The organism is Serratia sp. TMDUHS_CL (genome assembly GCF_037137105.1).
In the GTDB taxonomy this organism is placed as follows: domain Bacteria; phylum Pseudomonadota; class Gammaproteobacteria; order Enterobacterales; family Enterobacteriaceae; genus Serratia; species Serratia nevei.
Map to the genome: position 1 here is coordinate 1 of NZ_JBBBDV010000023.1, position 19,190 is coordinate 19,190.

At 49.5% G+C, this 19,190-nt stretch carries 21 protein-coding genes; 5 read left to right on the top strand and 16 right to left on the bottom strand.

Going from position 1 to position 19,190, the window contains the following annotated elements; all coding sequences use genetic code 11:
- Nucleotides 1-370 precede the first annotated feature (370 nt).
- Together WCL58_RS24960 and WCL58_RS24965 are read right to left on the bottom strand one after the other, a co-directional pair.
- Nucleotides 371-1,867 (bottom strand): alanine/glycine:cation symporter family protein, encoded by a 1,497-nt coding sequence (locus WCL58_RS24960; protein ID WP_311265738.1) that lies wholly within the window; start codon nucleotides 1,865-1,867, stop codon nucleotides 371-373.
- A 554-nt stretch (nucleotides 1,868-2,421) separates the two neighbouring features.
- Nucleotides 2,422-3,009: a tyrosine-type DNA invertase gene (locus WCL58_RS24965; protein ID WP_311265737.1), complete on the bottom strand. Its 588-nt coding sequence runs from the start codon at nucleotides 3,007-3,009 to the stop codon at nucleotides 2,422-2,424.
- A 542-nt stretch (nucleotides 3,010-3,551) separates the two neighbouring features.
- Between WCL58_RS24965 and WCL58_RS24970 the strand changes: the two genes are divergently transcribed.
- The 5 genes from WCL58_RS24970 to lptA all read left to right on the top strand — a co-directional run bounded on the left by WCL58_RS24970 (nucleotide 3,552) and on the right by lptA (nucleotide 6,807).
- Nucleotides 3,552-4,070 (top strand): DUF2975 domain-containing protein, encoded by a 519-nt coding sequence (locus WCL58_RS24970; protein WP_311265736.1) that lies wholly within the window; start codon nucleotides 3,552-3,554, stop codon nucleotides 4,068-4,070.
- A gap of 2 nt (nucleotides 4,071-4,072) precedes the next feature.
- Nucleotides 4,073-4,276, top strand: coding sequence for a helix-turn-helix domain-containing protein (locus tag WCL58_RS24975; protein WP_336851733.1), 204 nt, complete (start codon nucleotides 4,073-4,075; stop codon nucleotides 4,274-4,276).
- A 422-nt stretch (nucleotides 4,277-4,698) separates the two neighbouring features.
- Nucleotides 4,699-5,226 (top strand): CaiF/GrlA family transcriptional regulator, encoded by a 528-nt coding sequence (locus WCL58_RS24980; RefSeq protein ID WP_336851734.1) that lies wholly within the window; start codon nucleotides 4,699-4,701, stop codon nucleotides 5,224-5,226.
- 180 nt (nucleotides 5,227-5,406) lie between these two features.
- Entirely contained in the window at nucleotides 5,407-6,153 is a 747-nt protein-coding gene (locus WCL58_RS24985; RefSeq protein ID WP_311265733.1) for a LuxR C-terminal-related transcriptional regulator, read from the top strand.
- A gap of 168 nt (nucleotides 6,154-6,321) precedes the next feature.
- Entirely contained in the window at nucleotides 6,322-6,807 is a 486-nt protein-coding gene (gene lptA / locus WCL58_RS24990; protein WP_336851735.1) for a lipopolysaccharide transport periplasmic protein LptA, read from the top strand.
- Between the two features lie 22 nt (nucleotides 6,808-6,829).
- On the opposite strand, the gene WCL58_RS24995 is transcribed toward lptA, so the two are convergent.
- From WCL58_RS24995 to fimA, 14 genes are all read right to left on the bottom strand, one after another.
- Entirely contained in the window at nucleotides 6,830-7,210 is a 381-nt protein-coding gene (locus WCL58_RS24995; RefSeq protein WP_336851736.1) for a hypothetical protein, read from the bottom strand.
- Between the two features lie 121 nt (nucleotides 7,211-7,331).
- Nucleotides 7,332-7,538 carry a hypothetical protein gene (locus WCL58_RS25000; RefSeq protein ID WP_336851737.1) on the bottom strand — a complete coding sequence of 69 codons (207 nt, stop codon included), beginning with the start codon at nucleotides 7,536-7,538 and terminating at the stop codon, nucleotides 7,332-7,334.
- A gap of 231 nt (nucleotides 7,539-7,769) precedes the next feature.
- A complete protein-coding gene (locus tag WCL58_RS25005; protein ID WP_311265729.1) occupies nucleotides 7,770-8,540 on the bottom strand; it encodes a hypothetical protein in 771 nt (256 codons plus the stop codon).
- Nucleotides 8,541-8,602: 62 nt separating this feature from the next.
- Nucleotides 8,603-9,019 (bottom strand): hypothetical protein, encoded by a 417-nt coding sequence (locus tag WCL58_RS25010; protein ID WP_311265728.1) that lies wholly within the window; start codon nucleotides 9,017-9,019, stop codon nucleotides 8,603-8,605.
- A 16-nt stretch (nucleotides 9,020-9,035) separates the two neighbouring features.
- Nucleotides 9,036-9,581 (bottom strand): CaiF/GrlA family transcriptional regulator, encoded by a 546-nt coding sequence (locus WCL58_RS25015; RefSeq protein WP_336851738.1) that lies wholly within the window; start codon nucleotides 9,579-9,581, stop codon nucleotides 9,036-9,038.
- 131 nt (nucleotides 9,582-9,712) lie between these two features.
- Nucleotides 9,713-10,135, bottom strand: a complete 423-nt coding sequence (locus WCL58_RS25020; protein ID WP_336851739.1) for a hypothetical protein — start codon at nucleotides 10,133-10,135, stop codon at nucleotides 9,713-9,715.
- 404 nt (nucleotides 10,136-10,539) lie between these two features.
- Nucleotides 10,540-11,472 (bottom strand): hypothetical protein, encoded by a 933-nt coding sequence (locus tag WCL58_RS25025; protein ID WP_336851740.1) that lies wholly within the window; start codon nucleotides 11,470-11,472, stop codon nucleotides 10,540-10,542.
- A 268-nt stretch (nucleotides 11,473-11,740) separates the two neighbouring features.
- Nucleotides 11,741-12,520, bottom strand: coding sequence for an outer membrane protein (locus WCL58_RS25030; protein WP_311265724.1), 780 nt, complete (start codon nucleotides 12,518-12,520; stop codon nucleotides 11,741-11,743).
- Nucleotides 12,521-12,663: 143 nt separating this feature from the next.
- Nucleotides 12,664-13,233 (bottom strand): fimbrial protein, encoded by a 570-nt coding sequence (locus WCL58_RS25035; protein WP_311265723.1) that lies wholly within the window; start codon nucleotides 13,231-13,233, stop codon nucleotides 12,664-12,666.
- Nucleotides 13,234-13,249: 16 nt separating this feature from the next.
- Nucleotides 13,250-14,248 (bottom strand): fimbrial protein, encoded by a 999-nt coding sequence (locus tag WCL58_RS25040; protein ID WP_336851741.1) that lies wholly within the window; start codon nucleotides 14,246-14,248, stop codon nucleotides 13,250-13,252.
- A gap of 96 nt (nucleotides 14,249-14,344) precedes the next feature.
- Nucleotides 14,345-16,984: a fimbrial biogenesis usher protein gene (locus tag WCL58_RS25045; protein WP_336851742.1), complete on the bottom strand. Its 2,640-nt coding sequence runs from the start codon at nucleotides 16,982-16,984 to the stop codon at nucleotides 14,345-14,347.
- 127 nt (nucleotides 16,985-17,111) lie between these two features.
- The gene (fimC, locus tag WCL58_RS25050; protein ID WP_443005335.1) at nucleotides 17,112-17,804 is read right to left on the bottom strand and encodes a type 1 fimbria chaperone FimC; all 693 of its coding nucleotides are present in this window, start codon (nucleotides 17,802-17,804) and stop codon (nucleotides 17,112-17,114) included.
- 76 nt (nucleotides 17,805-17,880) lie between these two features.
- On the bottom strand, nucleotides 17,881-18,387 hold the full coding sequence (locus WCL58_RS25055) for a fimbrial protein (protein ID WP_443005336.1): 507 nt from the start codon (nucleotides 18,385-18,387) through the stop codon (nucleotides 17,881-17,883).
- Between the two features lie 106 nt (nucleotides 18,388-18,493).
- Nucleotides 18,494-19,054 carry a type 1 fimbrial major subunit FimA gene (fimA, locus tag WCL58_RS25060; RefSeq protein WP_311265719.1) on the bottom strand — a complete coding sequence of 187 codons (561 nt, stop codon included), beginning with the start codon at nucleotides 19,052-19,054 and terminating at the stop codon, nucleotides 18,494-18,496.
- Nucleotides 19,055-19,190 lie beyond the last annotated feature (136 nt).

The following is a 19,190-nucleotide window of genomic DNA, read 5'->3' on the forward strand; positions in this document are numbered from 1 at the left end:
GATAATAGGAATAAATATTTAAATTTAATTTATTGATATTAATAATAAAAAACAAAACAACACAATTTCTTATACACACGATTATACAAATATAACCATGCCAGGATAACAAGCACAAAATCCCCTCAACCTCACTTTCCTTTTCCTGCAATTACTCGCCAAAAAAGATTTACACCAAAACTGTGCACCCTCTTCACCAATCCATTTTTTTATTTATATTCATAATGTTATATGGTTAACACGCATCTCCCCGCTCTTCACTGCCCTTCACCTTTTGGTGCTGAGTCGGGCCTTAGGCGTAAAAAAAAACGGCCGCAGCGGGTTTGTGTTCATTGTCTAATTTTGGACTTTGACAGATATTTTGCAGGCGCTATCGACCGGACAGCCCCGCGTTCTCATCAATGTTGCCTGTCGATTCACGTATCCGATTCACCTCGGTACGGTTGTCCACCCAGTAGTCCGCCCGCTTAATCCCCAACGTCTCCGGATGAAACACCGGATCTTCTCCCTTCGCCAGTTGCGCTTCGTAATCCTTCAGGCAAGTAAACGCCGTCTTACGCAGTAGCAAAATGGCGATGATGTTCAGCCACGCCATCAACCCCACACCGATATCACCCAACCCCCATGCCAAATCCGCCGTCTTGACCGTGCCGTAAACGGCCGAGGCCATCAGCCCGATTTTCAGTACGAAGGTCAGCCAGGGGCGATGTATCTTACGATTGAGGTAGGCAACATTGGTTTCGGCAATATAGTAGTAAGCCACGATGGTCGTAAACGCGAAGAAGAAAAGCGCAATAGCAACGAAATAGCTACCAAAACCAGGCATCATGCTTTCCATCGCGGTTTGCACGTAACCGGGACCCGCAGCAACACCGGCAATTCCCGTATAGAGCGCCGCGCCGTCCGCGCCCTGAACGTTGTACAGGCCGGTAATCAACAGCATAAAGCCGGTGGCAGAGCAAACAAACAGGGTATCGATATAGACCGAGAACGCCTGTACCAACCCCTGTTTGGCAGGATGACTGACGGCAGCAGCGGATGATGCATGCGGTCCTGTCCCCTGTGCGGCTTCGTTAGAATACACTCCCCGCTTCACGCCCCACATGATGGCCAGTCCCAGGATAGCGCCGAATCCGGCATCAAGACCAAACGCACTTTTCCAGACCAGCAAAATCACACCCGGCAGTTGGTCAATATTGAGCGCCACAATCACGCAGGCCACGATGATGTAGCCCAGCGCCATGAACGGCACCACGGTACCGGCAAAGCTCGCAATACGCTTTACCCCACCGAAGATAATGAACCCCAGCAGCAGGGCAATGAGGGCTGCCGTGACATTCGGGCTGATACCGAACGCAATATCCAGACTGGCCCCGATGGAGTTGGCCTGTACGCCCGGTAGCAACACGCCGCAAGAGAAAATGGTGGCTAGGGCAAAAATCCAAGCGTACCACTTCATGCCCAGCCCTTTCTCAATATAGAAGGCAGGGCCGCCACGATACTCACCATCCAACTTCTCTTTATAAACCTGACCCAATGTTGACTCTACAAAAGCTGAACTGGCCCCCAGAAACGCGACCATCCACATCCAGAACAATGCACCCGGGCCACCGAAAGTGATGGCGGTCGCTACCCCGGCAATATTACCGGTTCCCACTCGCCCGGCCAGCGTCATGGATAACGCCTGGAATGAAGAAACCCCGGCGGCATTCGCTTTGCCCTGGAATATCAAACGCACCATCCCTTTCAGATGACGCAACTGCAAAAAGCGGGTACGCAAAGAAAAATAAAGGCCGGTTCCCAAACACAGATAAATGAGCGCCTGGCTCCAAATCACGCCATTGACGGCATTGACAAATTCATTCATGCAATCCAACTCCCACATTCATGCCCAAAGATATGTATGAAACAAATTAACAATTCAATGAAACCAATGGAAAATCAATGGAAAACATTGACAGGAACGAAAGCATATTGCGTGCCTTCGCTTGTAAAGCGGATAGCACCGTGTTTGTCGCAAGCGAGGTATTCACTTATCCGTTCACACAAATTTAACCTGCCGCAAAATACAACAGATTGCAAGCACTGTGGAATCAATTATCTTGTCACTTTTTTGCGGCAACTCATATAACGACAATACCGTTAACACGACAGTATAAGCCGCGATGCCATTCACCATGTCATAAAAAATTGATAAGCATTATTTAATTGACATAAACATCCTCCCGTTGACATGATCCCCGCGCTCTACAAAAACGATGATGTATCTTTTGAGAAGCCATTCGCCCGATGAGCCCCCACTCTCGGGCTTTTTTTTGGTTCGGTCATAAATCGGGGCACACGCGATGCCCCCCCAGATTGGCAGAAAATATCGGGAGTTTTTAAATACACCAATATGATATTGGAAAATTTCAATCCGCGTCATACTAGCGGAGAAACAGGCGCTCCTTCATTTTCTTTGAGCCAGGCCCTGCTAAAACGCTCTGCATTTGCAGCGGTATACAATACCGTATGCCGGATATTGCGGTGCCCCAGATAATCCTGAATCAATCGTGTGTCATTGCCACGCTCAGCAAGATTATACCCGCAGGCATGACGCAGCATGTGGGGGTGAATGGGCAAAGGGAGATGGGCCTTTTGGCCGTAATTTTTTAGCAACTGATAAAAGCGCTGCCGAGAAAGACGCTTTCCCTGTCGTGACAAAAATAGCCATGGCAACGCATGCCCTGGAAAAGTCGCGCGCTCAACCAGCCACTGCTCCAGCGCCGCGCTCTCTTCCGGTAATAGCGGATGACTGGTACTTAACCCACCCTTCAAACGTCTTATATGTATCTTCTTCGACAAAGGGTCATAATCCGCCACCCTCAGCCCGGTCAACTCACTCACTCTCAGGCCATGCAAAAAGGCCATGCTCACCATACAGTAATCGCGATACGACACCTTCTCCCTGGAAATCGTCAACAACAAATTCCGCACTTCTTCCCCGGTCAAATAGTTACGCTTCATCATTACACTCACTTTTGGTGTGGTTATAAGAATCCTCCTAACCAAACGTAACAAAGTATGTAACTTTGAAAAGTACTTTTTCTCAAGTGATGTAAATTTGTGACGCTACGCGCGTAACGGACATGCAACAGTTCGTTTTTCTCCCCCTTCTTTATTGTATTGTCCAAGCCCCAAGACATCGTCAAGATCACTTCACAGGTAGTACCCGCAAGCGACTTGTCATCCCATTAGCAGATGGTCCCTGCCACATCTGCTAACGGGACGAGTACTGATAACTTCGGAATTATAATCGCATTACAGGTATCGATTTTGGTTCATCAGCGTGTAAATCAGCAACAGGCCACATTGTCATGTCCGTGAAGCTACCTGTCCCGTCAGGGAAGGCAATGGGTAACGCCTCCATCATGGCCAACAAATCAATGACCTGGGGCAATCCTCATGCTTTCACAGAGAAATAATTGCTGTTTTTCGATAATTACCCTTGACGAATTACTGAAAAACAATAATGATAACATCATAAAATCAGTCATCAGGAGAAAATGCGCATGAACACGCTTTCGCACTCGCGTAAAATTCATATCCGGTTGTGCCGGTGCCTGGAAATCATTTTGTTGTTTCTAATGGGCACGCTCCCCGTTATGTGTGGCTATTTGCTGTTTTATTTCGGGGAAGATACCTCCTCCTTCCCTCCAGATGCAGGTATAATAAGATCGACACTCGGGGATAACCTCTCGTTCATCATTGATAATCTAGTCATTTTTTTTGTTCTCCTCCAAATGTTTATGTTCTCCAAAGGCGTGCGCAAGGGAGAACTGTTTACAAAATCGCGGATCAAAAATATAAGAGACATAGGTCTGGCTCTCACCCTTGGGTATTCATTTAATCTTTTTTTTCGTGTATTTTTTGACTCCGCCACTGATAAATGGAACGCCGATTTTCTATCGGTAGTCAATACAGAATTATACAGTTTACAACAGTTACTATTGGGAGGGGGAGTGCTTTCCTTGAGCTTTATATTTGAAAAAGGAAGGATGCTAGAAGAGGAAAGTGAGTTGGTGATTTAACCATGCCGATTGTTATCACATTAGATACCCTTTTGAAAGAAAGAAAAATGAAGTCAAAAGAATTGGCCGAAATAATTGGGATTACGGAAGCCAACCTTTCCATACTGAACAGTGGAAAAGCAAAGGCCGTCCGGTTTAGCACCCTAGAGGCCATCTGTAGAGCACTAAATTGTCAACCGGGGGACATTATAAAATACACCGACTAATGGGGCCCATAATTAATCACTTTACGATATCATGATCCTTATATTTTTTAAAAACAATATAAATTTATTAAGACCCAATACCCCCTATTGCAGAAGGAGGAGGGCGACGCACTTCACGCCGAGAAGGGGTATCGATGAAACAGAGTGCAACTTTAGCAAGGCATGTACCAAGGCTCTATGATTAATGATTTCCGGCATAACACATTAACTCACTGACGACGCCACTATACTTGAATCTGGGAGTTTTCGTGTCTATCGCTTATGCCCCTAATACGCATATTTCCATTAAAAATATTGGTTATTACTTTTCACCAAAATTGCAGCATTAACTTTCAGTGGTGATGTATTTCATGCATAGCGCCATGGCGCTTTCATGCACAGCTTGCAGGCAACTTTTACTCAGTCATAGAGGAATATATCTGATGAAACAAAGTAATACTGACAACCGGTGTTTACAAATAAAGGAAAGTAACGACATCCATGAGCAAACAGTGCGAGTTAAGGCTCGCCAACGCAACCATGAGGATTATCGCTTACCGGCCGCTCTGACGCACTTCCCCTCGATGCCGCTCCATTTGGCAGTGGCGCATTACGTCTTACTGATGCATGCGCCGGTATCGCGTCAAACCATCAGTGCTGAGTTTCGCATCAGCACACGGCGTGCACTTGAAGTGATGCGCTACTTGTTCAATGTCAAAGTGGGGGTGATGTGTACACGTTTGCCACCGTTGCCCGGGGCGGAAGAACAAGGGTATCGCATTCAGGTGCACGCAATATCCTCTAGGGTGGGCCTTCCTGGCAATGAGGGTGGATCTGTCTTCAATCCAATATCCAGTGAAGCAGCGCACATGCACAAAGACAGGATTGATAACCTCCTATCTCCTCACGAAAGAGGGCGCGCATATCAGGATATGCGCCGCTGGTTTTTGCAACGACCAAACGTGGAGTGATGCATTCTCAGGTGTATATAGGCAGCTTAACCACAGTATTGCACTGTGGAGAGTAACGGTAATCTCAGGTGAAAGTGTTCAGAGGGTCAAGCTGATTTTGCCTGAGAGCCTATATCTGTGAGCGTGAAAGTAAAGTATAGAGGGTCGAAGAGATGGCGCTGCTAAAGGAGGCGTTGTTGAGTGAATAGCAACGATTTCGAACAATGTGAGGAAGTTTTAATGGAAGTGTATCTGCAGACCCCAGAAGATAAAACGGAAATACCGCGTAATTACGTTAAGACGAGCGATGAAGAGGCATTCCCTGGCGCCTGCTGGCAGGTGACGATAGTTGATGCGTGTTACTTTGGCCGCGAAGGAATGAAGGAAGCCATGCACAATCACCCTGCCGTGGCGCGAGTGGTAGCTAAAGAGACGCTGACAGAGGTGTTATCGATGCTGGTAGCCCATCCCGGGATGATTTCACCGCCCTCGAGTCTGGTGCTCCGCTTGCCCAAGCCAGCGCAGGAGGCACTGCAGGTGTTACTGCAATTAGGAAGATGCCGCATGGCACGGTTTACCCGTGTGGTGGTGGTATCGAATGCAGCACTTAATATTGTACGCCAGGCGCTGGCACATATCGAGATGTGCAGCTCAGTGCGGGTAATAGGGCCGAGATGTTCGTTGTCGATGTTGTACCAGACTGCCATACCCACAATGAGTGAGATAGGCAACATAGATGAGGTTTTATATCGTGAGCCGCACAATGTATTGTCTCAACGAGAACGCGATGTGTTGAGCAATACTCTGCATGGGATGCCAATTTACATACAGGCTCGCCAGGCGCGGGTCAGTGCCAAAACCATTTATTCGCAACGTACTCGTGCATTATTGAAATTGGGTGTTCCCGATGTCCTGACTTTATTACGCCAGTTTAAGCCGGTGTTCTGATTAGAATGTCAGGTGAGATCACTATGCCGGGACAGGTTGAGGGGATAAAGAAAAAAACAAATAAGGGACAATGAGCCACATCCTTATGATGCGTTACATAACGGGTGCATGACTACTGATTGTATAGCGATATTTTATCTGATATTGATAATTCTATCATGGTGATTTATGACTAAAAGACACCTGTTATTACTAACCTGTATCCTCCCCTCTGTGCTTTATGGTGCTGACAATCGCTCTAAAGGTTATACTATCAATTCAGACAAGCAATTAGTGCTTGCTAATGGTGACGTGCAGGCCATTGGAAATGTCCACATTGTCAATGGCGATATGGTGATAGATGCCGAACGTGCAACATACCATCAGGCCGATCCAAACAATATCTTTATTACCGCAAACGGTGCCCCTATAACGTATCGAGGAAAGCTCGAAGATGGCTCCCCATTTACCGGCAGGTCTAAGCACCTCAGATACGTGATAAAAAAGGGCACTTTAACACTTAGCGGCGATGCATTTGTTCGTAATAACAACAACACGCTTGCTGCAGCAAGAATTGATTATAATATTAACACGAAGAAACTTGTGGCCTCCGGCCAACCAGGGAGGCGAGTAACGAGCATCATTTACCCTGATGCGATCCCTGCAAAAAAATAACCTCCAATAATTCCCTGGTAATTTACCATTCATACCCCATCTGTATGTTGTATTCTGGATCCTGATTGGTAGAATACGGATCGGTTTGGCGAAGGCGATCCGTTTTCTTTACTGGTGCATTAAACCGATTGTTTCTGGGTGGTGATAATGGCCGGGTACATCCCTGATGTTCACATTCCGTTTCGATTCTAAATCCCCCCTTCTTTTCTGAGCGCTGACTTTCCCGCCACTTATCATCTGGTACTGATTTTGATTCTTCAGGTATTCTCGGCGCTGTCGGCGTTTGAAGCCTATCCGGCTCCGGAGCCTTATACTCAAGCTCCAGCGCATTGACCGGCACAACAAAAGCCGCGGCGCCCAATAACATCGCGCCACCCGATAATGCTTTCAAGACCCACTTCATTGTGACCTCTCGTGAAATGTCGGAAAGTCTTCGGAACGCTCATCACTTTCATGAGCTGAGTAGATTAAACGTCATTGGCACTCACGGTTATCCTCCGGGGGAGGATAACCATTATCGCTAGTTAGAATTTATAGTTGGTATAACGACACACCATTTTGGTTTTGGTTGCACTGACACGCTCCACCTTGCACTGCTTCTGGAAGCTGATTTTGGCAGCGTTGACCACAGCAACAGCATCGCCACCGTGCTCCTGCGCCGAAGCCATACCGCACACGCTCATCAGCGCCACGCCCATCAATGCACCCATCAATTTATTACTTTTCATCATTATCACTCCTGTGACGTCCATTTTAAATAAGCCACCCTGTGGCCACGCTTTTCCTGGCAGCGAATCGCTGCCTGACGGAATTCCTCAATGCCCCTTTCATTCCCTTCAGCTATTCACCGATAAATACCTTCACGAACATTCGTAGATGTCGAGAGAGTACTTCGCTCATATCTCGGAGTAAAAAAACCATCACGATACCGCCTGCCATTGCCAAGAATGTCCCCCATCCACTCATCGCCAGCGTCGCCCGCGTGCGGCCAGTTGCATGTTCACGCCCATGCACAGGCCTCCCTCCGCCATATGCCCCTTACAACCAGGGACAAGAAGATTCAGCAGGGTGCGTATATCCTGTACTCCGAGTTTCATCAGCGCCCGAAATCGCTGACTGTATACGGTTTTCGGACTCACCTGGCGTAGCCTGGCCTGCATCGGTATAGGCCAGAACTGCAGTGATTGACGCAGGGCATTCCTTTCGCGCTCTGTCAGGACCTGACTCAAGCACCAGCCTTCAGCCATCCATTTTTCCGGCGCAAACAGTACGGCATTGCATAATGTCAACGGGGAAAGTCGCGCATCGACAACGCGCGCATCAGCCATGCCCATGATGGTCACCAGACGCTGTACGGCCACGGTATCGAACGGTGACAGCACCACGACCTGGTGATAACGTACAACGTCATGCTGCATCACCTCACTGAGCTGCAACAGGGTAATCAGCGCCTCACGCGCCAGGGAAGGCAACCGCACCACCAGACATCGAACTGTTCGCCCCTTGAACGCGTAGGGACGCGTTACACGTAAGGCCTCGTCCAGTGAACTGGCGCCGACAACGCACTTCCTGCCCGCGGCAAAGGGGAGATGTTCCAATGCGAACTGTAACCCTGCTCGGCCATAACAGCAGGCATCAACATGCACCACAAGCCAATCGGTCGCATCGTTAAACAGTGAATTGCCCGGCACGCCCCCCTCGGAAGGCTGCCGGTTATTTTGAATATCTACCATTGTCCACGCCTCTCACGCTTAGTGGCATACAATCAATACAATGTGTGGCACCATTCACCCCGTCACGGGAAAAGCAGCCAGTAAAGCCCTGCCCCCAACGTCACCATCCAGGCCGCCCCCAATGCCCCGCAAAACACCACCTCTCCCACTGAAGACAGCTCGGCACGGCGACCGGCATTAAACAACGCCACCAAAGCGGCCAGGCTCATCAACAGAACCAGTGCATTCTGACTCTGTGGAGATACGGAAAAACCCGCTGTCCGACACCACCAGACGATGGCCGCCAGCACGCCCCCGATACGTAGCGTCCCGCACACCCCATGACCACCACGCAGGAAGTGCCACGCCCAAAACGTGGACGCGGCCTGTGGTGGTGGGTACAAAGGGGGCAATACCCACATTCCGCCAATCAGCAGTGCCGTGACACCCACCCACAGCATCAACAGCACCGTCAGTGCCACCAGAAGTGTCGTAAACACATCCCGCCTCTCTCATTCACTGCTCGTCGGTATTCGGGCGGCGTAAGAACCAACGCCGCAAGGACTGATGTGCCAACTCGTCACTCAAGCGAGGGCGGCGGCGTGCCTGCCCCCTTCTGCCGCGAGAAGCCGGAACAACCTCAGACTGAGAACGATGACCGTCCTCCGCCGTTTCCTTGCGCATTCCCACAAAACTTTTCTGGGGTTCACCAATGGCGTCAATGCGCAGGCGGTAACCCTTGCCAAACTCGCCCGGATGCAAGGGAACCCGTTCACAGGCCACGCAGGTTTTTCCACTGGCCAGATAACGCATCACCTCCAGAGCTCTGCGTGTATCCAGCCCAAATGCCTGAGCCACCTCTAACCGCGACAAGGGGGCGCGCTTTAACATCCCCAGATAAGCGACAGCCAAATACAGCGGCATTGCCGGCAAATGCGCCAAACTCGGCGGCAAGTCATACCCCCCATGATTGCTTTGTTGTGCGTGTACCCGTATCCGTGGGGTGCTTTCCGCGCCAGAGCGAGAGCAATGCGCCTTTTTAATGTCATTGGGTGTTTTCATTTATCCCCCGCCGGGTGCCTTGTCATTATCACGTCATGGTGTAACCGCCTTATGCCAATCTTTTCACGGAAGGCACAAAACAGATGCGATACAAAACCCTAGGTATTTAGGTCGTACTCACTTGATAATTATCAGCGGTGGATGCTACGGGCTGCCCCATTAAATTTTGGCACGACCTCATCAACATCACTGTAATAGGTGACCTGCCGAGAAATAACATCCACCGAATAGGCAGATACGCCTGCCAACCAAAGTGCAAGTACGTATTGGCGAAAGTTTTTGACGGACACCTCATTCACATCATGCAAAAGATACACGGCATGCTCATCAAACGACTTTCGCCCATTACTTCTCGACAGCCATACCGGCGCATCTATTTTTACCACTCCTCGGCATGTTTCATACACGCGTCGCGCAGGTAGCAAAAAATGAATGCAGTTAATAACACCAGCCCGATAAAACATGTCAACATAATAAGGAAACCCATCTTTCCTTAAGTCCATATGCATGACAGCGGTCATCATGGACAAATCAACACCCTGCCCATCACTCAACACCACACATCCTTAATGAGTTAATCTCTAAACACAGTCACTCACAAGCACATCACGTGCGCGGTTAACAAAAAAGCATGCCATTATCTTTTTTGACGATGAAATGCATTTAACTTTCGACGTCTTGTTGCACTGCAATGTTTAAAAAGGCAAAAGGCAGAGAAAATCAGCATCACACCAGCGATAATAACCTCCCACATAAAAGCCTCCTGGTAAATCACTTACGTCACAAGATGAAAGAATTAGAATTGTTATATATCCAAAAGCACCAGCACACTTGGTAAAAAGGCGAACAGTTTATTTCATTAAACCTTCATTCAAACAAGGTAATGCACTTTTCATATTTCGTATCACCCATTTCCAACAGCCGTCGCTCAATACCTTATTACGTATGAAAGAGCGCCTTATCGAAGATTGACAATAATAGACATGCCGGTACCTTTGTCGTTTTTCAGCCAGCCTGCGCCAACCCGAACTCGGTAGGCAGCTCCTAAGACCCTGACCGGTGCTTCTGCCGCCAACGCCGTTTCCGAGATAAAGCCAAAATTAAGGTCACGATAGCCTTTACCCCAAAACCCACCCGGTTGTTCCGACAGCAGTATGTCGACAGGGGTTGCCGCCACCAGAAAAGCCTGAGCGAAACGGTATTCCGCACGTAAAGACCAGGTACCGGTATCCGCCCCGGCCTTTACACTATCCCGCTCGCCACCGACCGGAAACAGTGCATGCCAGGACAAGCGACCATCCAGTGTCAACGCATCCCCGTTCATCCGCCGATATTGGTATGTCACCCCGGTTGAAGGAGAGACCTGCAAAATGTCGCTTGTCGTCCCTACCATTCCCTTGTCCTTAGCCAGAGAATAAGCCTCCTGTCCTAGGGTCCCTGACATATGAGAGCGATTTTCAAACTTAAGTAAACCAATGCTCCCGCTGTAATTCAGGGTCAAGGACTGGTTGATGTCTTGCAAGAACTGACCATTTACGTTCAGTGAACTAGCTGACCAACGGGGGTGATAAAAGAGCGTCTGACCATCATGGTTGTACTGCTCAATTGCACGGCGCACATCGACTACATCAAGCCAACTCACTCTCATTCCTCCAGCTAACGACCTGTTCTCTGAGAGCGGCCGAGCTTTAGATTGCCAAGGTAGGGAGTAGCGAGAGTATTTCACGGCCCCACTGCGATACGAAGCTGCATTGATATCATTACTGACCGACAGCAACGCCATCTTGGTGTAAGCCCCGGCAAGCGCGCTTTCGACAGCTTGAGTCTCTTTCGCCGCCAACATAACCCAGACGATAATGCCAAAGTTGACCCACCGTGTACGACGGCTCATTGCATCCCTGCGCGACGTTGACAATGCTTGCGTACAAGTTCACCCACCTCCGTGCCACACAACTGTAACCGGTTGGTATGCTCCTGTGGGCCCCTTCGCTCTTCACGCCATTGCCCCTCATCAGCAATTTGGCACCCCATGAGCAATGACGTCAGCATAAAGAGCAACGCACGCATCACGGCACGAGAGCTAATGCCGGTGATAGTTCCTGTTGAACTTCCATGTTCTCTTGATATCATCGCGAGTCTCAATCAATTCAGATTAGGGACTAAAAATGGTAACGCACACCGGCGTGCAAGGTATGGAGTTGCACCTTGGTGTGCATATCACCCCGACCTTCGTTAATGCCATTTTGCGCAGTGTATGCTGTCTTGATATCTCCGGCATTGGTGAAGGTATAACCCATCTCAAGCGCCACATTGTCTGATGCAGCCCATGAAACACCCGCCCCCAGCGCCCAGGCCAGATTGGTCTTACGATTACTGAAATCCCCACTATTCAGTGCAATACCTGCCACATTACTGTTACTGGAAACTGTATTACGCACAAATGCAGCGCCAATGCCAGCCATCAGATAAGGTGTGACAGCTCCCCCCAAGGTATAGTCATAATAGGTATTCACCATCAGTGTGCTTACCCGGGTTGATTGGCGTACATCGTTGGCGGTCGGCAGCGTAACAGCACCACTCGTCTGCCCTCCCCAGTACCCCGTTGCCTGCGAGCTCGCTGAAAAGTCTTTATCGGATTTTCCAAAGTGCTGGAATGCCAACTCAACACGGACCGGCTGCTCCAGTTCGTTAGCAAAACGGTAGCCCAGGGCAATGCCCGGCGTAAATACCGTTTTTGACGCATTACCTAAATGCGAGGCGTCTACATCATAAGCAAGCTGACTCACCGTCGTGCCCGAGCTATTCAAGACGTTTTCCGACGAGCGGAATTGAGATACCCCGGCTTTTGCCGATAAATAAAAACCGGAAGGCGTTGTTTCCGCCATCGCCCCAGCAGAAATCCCCGCCAGGAGTACGCCTGTCAGTACACGTATTTTCATGGATTACCATCCTCACGTATTTATTCCAATCACACCATCAAATACATTTCGCTGATGGTGTGATTATTTAGCCATTACCTGTCTTTAATGCTGAGGCTCAACCGGGTTCATTGCCATACAATGAACCCGTCACTGATGAGCTATTAACTGTATTCCATGGTAAACGTAGCGTCCGCATTAGCGGTACCGGCCCCAACAGCGCTTCCACTGCCCGTTGCCGCGTATTGCGCGTAAAATTGCAATACTGCACTGGCCGCATTGGCCACCAAAGGGTAAAGCATGCTTTTTTGTCCCGGCAAGATCCGGTTGCGCTCTTTATCCAAAATCGCCACCCCCACGCCGGACGCCGAGCTGGCCGAATTCAGTTTGAACAATTGGCCGTTACCGTCTGATGTGCCGTTAAACGTCACCTTAACCCCCGACGCGGCCGGACCGCATTTTTCCAGGTTAATCGTAAAGCTGACCAACGGGGTAAGCGACGTTGTTTCAGCAAATTGTTTTCTCGCCCAAGTGCCCATATTGACAGTCTTATTAACTGAACCGGCACTGACCGTGCAGGTGTTGGACACGATGGTGGCACGCATATAAATATTCACTGCACCGACATCGGCCTGTACCGGCTGAACGCTAAACAGCACAGGCAATAACACCACACCAAGACAGCGCCCAGCCCCCCTCTTCAAGGAAGAGCCAAGTTTAAAATCAGCATTCATTTTCTCACCCCTTCCGTTAAGCGAAGTCAACACGCAGATAAGCCTGAGACGTGACTGGCCCCTCAGCCGGTTTATTGCCAGTCACGCTAACCGGGTACACCCGAATAGTGACATTGGAATTACCATAGCTGTCCAGTGTAAATGGAATGACACTGGACAAATTATTAGGTGTAAGGGCCGTACCATTGCCGTCTGCCACCACAAAACCCACGTCGTTATTCGTGTTGGTGACAACCGCTTTACCGCTAACTTTATCAGCTTGTAAACGCACCGTCATTGCTGTGTTGGGTGCGATATTATCGCAACTGACGTTAACGTTACGTACAATGTCATTGACGCCTTCGGGACGAGCACCGGTAGTGGTAAATGCTCCCGATGATATATTACCGAAATCAATATTAATCACCTGGCCGGCGTTAAGGGTGCAGGTTTGAGTAGCTGTAATATTAAGACTAAGGAACACTCTAGAAATAACAGCCTGCGCACTAGAGCACCCTCTAGGCTGACAGACGCCAAGAACCATAACCGGTATGTTTTTAGAATATGTTCCCGAAACTATTTTCTTTCTTAACTTGACCCTAATATGAAATTCCCTATCAGTAGTTGTCGTTTCCTCGCCTTGATAATAAATCCTTCTGTTACAGTCACCTTGACTCAAGGCAGTAACATTATATGGAACATATCTTGTTCCACAATCATCCTGTACAGCAAAAGAAATAGCAATATAGTCATCGATGGAGCGAAATGTTTCACTCACCGGCGCCGTGTAAGGTGAGGGGATATTTCCATCAGCCCACCGAGCCCAAATCATTGCATCCCCTTGATTCCAACGCAAACGCGCTCGAGCTGGAAAATACACCACGGATGAATTGTATGTTTTTCCCACATAGTTATCGGATGCAGATATGGTATTAGCCAAAGTAGATGTACTCGATAAACTACAGCTAGATACGCAAGTAACCGCAACCGCAGTATTGGATATCAAGAAAAACAAAAAAATAAAATATCTGATCATTACGTGCTCCTAAATAGCCCGCTTAGGTGTTTCATAAATGCTTATTGAAAAAACCATACATACTTGAGTAAACCCCATTGCAGTCTCCGTAACATTCTACACACACCCAGCCCGCGCATAGCTGATACCGCGCTTCTCGCTGCCCTCACCCAGTGCATAGCTGACCGCGCATTGCTGATTGGATGCCTGCCCCCACATCACCTGCAACTTGCCCTGAGGGGCCAGACCAGACATGAATACCTGTCCGCTATCACCGACGATACCGGTTTTACCCGCCTCGTCCGTCACCATGGCGCCGAACGGAACCGGCTTGCCATTGCGCTGCGTCAGCGTAATTCTTGCCCGTGCCCCGATACGTGTCTCAAAGCTTGCCCGTACCAGCGCCCCTTTGGTTGGCACCACATTCAGTACCGCATCCTCCAGGTCGGCATTGTCTTTCAGCGTCGTGGTATCCAGCGAGATTCGGTTGGTACGATACGTCGTGGCATAAGGCACCACGGCATAACCGCGCCAGTCAGTACTGACCCCCGTGGCGTTCTGCACGCGTACGCCATCGGCACCCGGCGCCTTCACCAGCACGTTGGTGTCACCCAGTGGTTGGCTAAGGGTTACGCCGTCCGCATGGGCCACGATACCGCCACTCAGGCCGTAGTTAACCTGCTGCCAGTGTTTACCGTAGCTGTATCCCACATTGCTGTTGCCATAACGTCCCTGGTAGCTGAGACTTGCCGTGCCCGAGGCGCCTTCGCCTTTAGTGGTATAACCTTGCTGCACGCTGTAGTTCAGGTTGTTGTCAGCCAATAACGTGCCGTTAATGCCTGCCTGCTGGGATACCCGACCACTTTTGTCATGGGTCGCTGAGTACGTCGCATACGCGCTATTGCTGGAATTGGTGATATCTCTCGCCTTCCCACCACCGGTCAACCAGCGACTCAGCGGTACGGAGACATTGAAGGCCAGACGCTTGTCCGTGCCTTGCACGCCCGGGTTACGGTTCCACGACCAGTCAAGCCCATAACTGATGTCTTCCCAACTGCCGTTATACCCCACCTGCCAAAGCTGGTCCGTATCACCGGTACGCCAGTAAGTCTGACGACTCCCCGTCAGATACAGGGACCCTTCCGTACCAATTTGCTGACTGATATTGACCTGAATACGCCCCTTCTTGGAGTAGTACAGGTTATGGTAATCCTCAATTACCGGCTCCGTTGGGACCGGACCATCCTGCGTTTTCAGGGTATAACCCTGCATCTGCTTGTAGCTGGTTTCATTGAGCGTGTAGAAACCCTGGGTCGAGTAGCGATAACCCAGTAACTGGAAGTTGGTTCCGTAATCGTTCAGTGATTTGGCGTACAGGAAGCGCAATGATTGCCCTTCTTTATGGCTATCGTCAGGCAACACGCTGCGCGCATGCGTAACATCCGCAGATACCGCTCCCCATGTCCCCAGGTTTTTACCTGCGCCGAACGCATAGGATTGGTAGTTGTCAGAAAATTGCGAACCACCATACAGCGTCACCCCCGCCGGCAGCCCCCACAGCACAGTCCCCTGCCAAAAGTCAGGCTCATCTTGCAAGTTTGATGCTGAGCGATATTTACCCGCCGTCAGCGCGTACTTGACACGCCCTTCACGCTGCAAAATCGGCACCGCAGAGTACGGTACGGTAAATTGGTTACTGGTGCCGTTATTTTCCTTTACCGTCACCTGCAGGTCACCACTGGTGGAGGTTGGATAAAGGTCAGTAATTTCAAAAGCCCCTGGTGGGACGTAAGACTGATAGATGACATAGCCGTTCTGTTTAATGGTGACCTGCGCATTACTGTTGGCCACACCCCGTACCGTCGGCGCAAACCCGCGTTGGCTATCCGGCAACATATTGTCATCCGTCGCCAGCTGAACCCCTCTGAAGCTCAGGCTGTCGAACACATCGCTGTTGGTAAAACTGTCACCGAGAGTCAACTCTCCTTTAAGCGGCACAATGCTTCGCTGAAGGTAAGTGCTGACATTTTTCCAATCACTGTTGCGATAGCGTCCACTGTCGCTGTAATTCCAGGTACTGTTATTTCGAAGGCGCCATGCCCCCAAGTTCAACCCGCTGTTGAGATTCAAGAAATAACTGTTATAACGTGTCCCCGTGGCCGACGTGAGGCTATTGCTCCCTGAAAAGGCATAGTTCAACATCCCCGCCGTGATACCGTTATCCCATTGCTCTGGAGGAATATAACCACGTACGTTGTTTTTCAATGCAGCTTGCGGGACGCTGACATAAAGGCGCTGGCTGTCAAATTCAAAGCGCGTTGACGCTTTATCAAAAGCAGCCGGCAAATTAGCGCACTGTCCTTTGCTCAAGGCACTCAATACCGGCACCGCTTCGACATTAACATTGCGCTGACTCAACCACTCCCGACTCAGACACGGTATCAGCCCCGTATCATCCTTGTTTGCAGAGCCGGATTTTGCCGCATCAAACCGCATATCCTGCGTACCGATATATTCGTCGTTAAGATAAACCTCGACACGATAAACCCCAACCGGTTGCTCCCCTTTCTCAAAACGAGACAAATCAGCCACATTGTTCGCATCGCTGGATAAGAATGACGGGTTAAAATAGGTGTCAGCACACGCCATACCGCTGCCCAGCAGCAAACCGCCGACAACACTTATACGAGGCAGCATGAACAGGCTCATCCACACTGCATTTTTTCTGAAATGCATTGGCAGTTTTAAATACTGCATATATTACTCCTTAAATACCTGAAGCAATGTGTATGACATGCCCGTCACGTCAATACCCATGACTACCCCAGCCTGTTAACCAGACGACGCAATGATAATTAAATTGAATGCACAACAATGATACGAATTAATTCACCTGAACTTTCGTTACAGGCGTCGTTGCGCCGTAGTCGTTAATTGTTTGGTAGGTAAATGCGCCAGATGCACCATTAAACAGCGGAAGCTGTGCGCTGGATTTAGGAGCAACCATTTTATTGGCCACATTCACATTCTTCCCACCCATCGTCATATTCACTAACGTCACGTAAAAAGGTGACGGGTTAGTGATAGTCAGGTTGTTACCGGTGCGAGAAAATGTCAGCATTCCCGGCGCATCCGCTGATTTTTCAGCCAACCCCGCAGGGCGAACAAACATTTTAATTCTGGCCAAGACCGCAATTTGCAAGACATTCTTGCCCTTAATATCGTCGCGATTAACCGACGGAATAGCTTTACTGTTTAGCCAATACAGCGTTTCACGGTCATCCGGTAATTTTCCACCACTGTAGATAATTCGCAGTGTATTTTCACTTTCCGGCTTACTGACAAAGAGAGGCGGCGTAACGATAAAATCGTCCGTTTTATTTCCAGCCTCATTTTCGACCCACGTTTGGATAAGAAACCTGGCCTGCTTATCACTATTGTTTACCGCCAGAGAGGTTTGCTTGGCATCCGCGGGATAAATAACGCGCGTCGCCCCCAAAGCAATCCCTCCCGCCCAGGCAGAAGAGGAAACCATCAATGTCGATATAAGCGTTATCACGCCCGCCATTTTTTTCATCAATTGAGCATTCAACACACAGACCTCACCATGATCCAGAATAAGGTAAATACAACGAAACAATGACCTTCACCGCTTATTGATACGTCAGCGCAAACCATGTCGATGCGTCAGCATTCCCTGCAACTACCTGTCGGGATGTGGCTTGATACCTCGCCATAAAACGCAGGATATTTTCACCTTCATGCAAAGCCATGCCTGTACGCGGCGGGGTATTTGGCGGGATAATGACACCATTTCGGTCAAACAACGCCAATCCAACACCTGTAGCGGCATTCTCCCCTTCGCCGGCTTTCAACACCTGCGGATCCTTACCATCCGTCACACCATAAAACGCCACCCCGACGGTGTTACTGACGGCAGTGCTGCATTCTGTCAGACGAATATTGAACTCAACCGGTGAAGCAAAACTGCCTAAATCACCAAACTGATTGCTGCGAAACTGCCCCATATCAATAATCTGATGAGCACTTTCAGTAGATACCGAACAGGCAGCTTCAGTGAGGGCACCCCGTAAGTGCACCATACCGCCATCAATAATGACGTGATGCCGATTTCCTGCCAAAGCACTCCCTCCCGACATGCTTAGAAGTGCCAGAACGGCGACAAGCTGTCTGATTTGCAAGTTTGCCTCCTGCATCTTAAAAAGGCCGCCGTCAGGCGGCCTGAGAGGACAATAGAACGCGTTATTAGTTGTATTGCATGGTGAAGGTTGCGTCTGCGTCAGCCTGACCTGGAGTAACGCTCGCTGCGGTGGCTTTGTAACGCGCGGTGAAGTTCAGCACGTTAACACCATCAATCAGCGTTTGGGCTGTAGAGAAAACGCTGCCGTTAGGAGGCAGAACCTTGCCAGTGTGGTCTCCAATTTCAATACCAACGCCAGTAGCAGAGCCAGAAGCGCCACCGCTGATGTTGCTCACCGCCAAGACATTCGCGTCGGAACCCGCAGCAGTACCGCTAAATGCCACGGAAGCCTGGGTAGACACAGAGGTATCACAATCCTGCAGTTGGATTTTGAACGGTACGGCACCTGAATAGTCACCTACAGCCTTGAAATTGGCCGTGCGGTATTGACCCAGATTAACAGTCTGATCGGTTGAACCGGCGCTGACTGCACAGGCTGCGTTGACAATCTGGCCGGTGAAGTGAACGGTACCGCCCGGTACAGTCGTCGCCGCAGTCGCCATCGTGCCAGCGGACAGTAATGCTGCAGCCAGAACGGATTTAATAACGCGTTGTTTGTTCAACATATGCAAAGTACTCCTTACTTAAACTCTATTGATTTAAAAGAAAATTATTGACGACACCACGCCGTACTTGTCCAACCTCAAGCGCTACGATATAGCGTCATTCCTGAGAGCCAGAACACCACTCCAGTTTGTCAAT

What these genes read in the sequence shown, in the direction of transcription:
- WCL58_RS25000 (WP_336851737.1), bottom strand. Translation starts at nt 7,538, where the DNA reads ATGATGAAAAGTAATAAATTGATGGGTGCATTGATGGGCGTGGCGCTG.
- WCL58_RS24960 (WP_311265738.1), bottom strand. Translation starts at nt 1,867, where the DNA reads ATGAATGAATTTGTCAATGCCGTCAATGGCGTGATTTGGAGCCAGGCG.
- WCL58_RS24970 (WP_311265736.1), top strand. Translation starts at nt 3,552, where the DNA reads ATGAACACGCTTTCGCACTCGCGTAAAATTCATATCCGGTTGTGCCGG.
- WCL58_RS25045 (WP_336851742.1), bottom strand. Translation starts at nt 16,984, where the DNA reads ATGCAGTATTTAAAACTGCCAATGCATTTCAGAAAAAATGCAGTGTGG.
- WCL58_RS25035 (WP_311265723.1), bottom strand. Translation starts at nt 13,233, where the DNA reads ATGAATGCTGATTTTAAACTTGGCTCTTCCTTGAAGAGGGGGGCTGGG.
- lptA (WP_336851735.1), top strand. Translation starts at nt 6,322, where the DNA reads ATGACTAAAAGACACCTGTTATTACTAACCTGTATCCTCCCCTCTGTG.
- WCL58_RS25005 (WP_311265729.1), bottom strand. Translation starts at nt 8,540, where the DNA reads ATGGTAGATATTCAAAATAACCGGCAGCCTTCCGAGGGGGGCGTGCCG.
- WCL58_RS25025 (WP_336851740.1), bottom strand. Translation starts at nt 11,472, where the DNA reads ATGAGCCGTCGTACACGGTGGGTCAACTTTGGCATTATCGTCTGGGTT.
- fimC (WP_443005335.1), bottom strand. Translation starts at nt 17,804, where the DNA reads ATGAAAAAAATGGCGGGCGTGATAACGCTTATATCGACATTGATGGTT.
- WCL58_RS25015 (WP_336851738.1), bottom strand. Translation starts at nt 9,581, where the DNA reads ATGAAAACACCCAATGACATTAAAAAGGCGCATTGCTCTCGCTCTGGC.
- fimA (WP_311265719.1), bottom strand. Translation starts at nt 19,054, where the DNA reads ATGTTGAACAAACAACGCGTTATTAAATCCGTTCTGGCTGCAGCATTA.
- WCL58_RS25030 (WP_311265724.1), bottom strand. Translation starts at nt 12,520, where the DNA reads ATGAAAATACGTGTACTGACAGGCGTACTCCTGGCGGGGATTTCTGCT.
- WCL58_RS25055 (WP_443005336.1), bottom strand. Translation starts at nt 18,387, where the DNA reads ATGTCGGGAGGGAGTGCTTTGGCAGGAAATCGGCATCACGTCATTATT.
- WCL58_RS24995 (WP_336851736.1), bottom strand. Translation starts at nt 7,210, where the DNA reads ATGAAGTGGGTCTTGAAAGCATTATCGGGTGGCGCGATGTTATTGGGC.
- WCL58_RS24975 (WP_336851733.1), top strand. Translation starts at nt 4,073, where the DNA reads ATGCCGATTGTTATCACATTAGATACCCTTTTGAAAGAAAGAAAAATG.
- WCL58_RS24965 (WP_311265737.1), bottom strand. Translation starts at nt 3,009, where the DNA reads ATGATGAAGCGTAACTATTTGACCGGGGAAGAAGTGCGGAATTTGTTG.
- WCL58_RS25040 (WP_336851741.1), bottom strand. Translation starts at nt 14,248, where the DNA reads ATGATCAGATATTTTATTTTTTTGTTTTTCTTGATATCCAATACTGCG.
- WCL58_RS24980 (WP_336851734.1), top strand. Translation starts at nt 4,699, where the DNA reads ATGAAACAAAGTAATACTGACAACCGGTGTTTACAAATAAAGGAAAGT.